This window comes from Shewanella sp. 11B5 (genome assembly GCF_002836795.1).
In the GTDB taxonomy this organism is placed as follows: Bacteria; Pseudomonadota; Gammaproteobacteria; order Enterobacterales; family Shewanellaceae; genus Shewanella; species Shewanella frigidimarina.
In genome coordinates this window covers 1-1096 of record NZ_PJAP01000179.1, presented here as the reverse complement: position 1 = coordinate 1096, position 1096 = coordinate 1, and the positions used below count along the sequence as shown (strand labels likewise).

At 42.4% G+C, this 1096-nt stretch carries 1 protein-coding gene and 1 pseudogene; both read left to right on the top strand.

Features of this window, described 5'->3' with window-relative positions; genetic code table 11:
• Window positions 1-327, top strand: a pseudogene (locus CXF78_RS01460) (type I restriction endonuclease subunit M); the annotation flags it as partial.
• The coding region (locus CXF78_RS01455) for a restriction endonuclease subunit S (protein WP_180957020.1) at window positions 320-1096 on the top strand (777 nt) is incomplete at its 3' end. The pseudogene CXF78_RS01460 and the gene CXF78_RS01455, both read left to right, overlap by 8 nt.

Here is a 1096-nt window from a genome sequence, read left to right as displayed (position 1 = left end):
ATCCTCAAGGGCTTTGATGTGTCTTGTGTCTTCACCCCGCGTTATTCAAATGAAGGCGGGGATCCACAGTCTTTTGATTATTATGACTTCAAAGCAGAAATTGATACTAAAGACAAGATTAGACCGGTTGTAGAAAAGAGTTTTGAAGCAAGTTTAGTGACTGCGGATGTCGATGCAGCTGAGCAAGCATCTGCGGCGGCTCTTGTGTTAGCACAGCTTGAACGCTGGTGGGATAAATACCATGTATCACTGCACCAGCTCGATGCTGAGGTAGCGACAGCTGAACAGGTGATGCAAGGCTATCTGAAGGAGCTGGGTTATGAATAATCTGGTTCCTGACGGTTGGCGAATGTATAAAATAAAAGATACTGCAAATTCATCTGATCGATATAGCTTTACTGGAGGGCCTTTTGGTTCTGATTTGAAGTCAGAAGATTACAGGGATAATGGAGTGAGAATTATTCAACTTCAGAATATTGGTGATGGCGTATTTAAAGATAAGTATAAAATCTATACTTCGGAATCCAAAGCAGACGCGCTAATTTCTTGTAATATTTATCCTAATGATATTATCTTATCGAAAATGGGTGACCCTGTAGCGAGAGCCACAATTATTCCAAATTTATCACCTCGATATGTAATGGCTTCTGACGGGATTCGTTTAGCTATCGATGAAAATAATTTCAACACCAAATTTATTCACGATACAATTAATGCTGAACCCTTTCGAACTCAAGCTGAATTACATAGCACAGGCTCAACTCGTAAACGCATAGGTCTTACTCAATTAAGAGAGCTTACCTTTATCTGCCCCCCACTCCCAGAACAGCAAAAAATTGCTGCAATTTTGACGTCAGTGGATGAGGTGATTGAAAAGACCCAAGCGCAAATCGATAAGCTTAAAGACCTCAAAACCGCCATGATGCAAACGCTGCTAACGAATGGTGTTGGCACCAAGCCAGCCTCAGCCGATGCGGCTCTTAACAATAGCACTGCTTGTAGAGAAAGTTACATCCCCCACACAGAATTCAAAGACTCACCCGTCGGCAGAATCCCGAAAAGCTGGAGAGTTAGTTCACTGGGAGAATTGGCATCG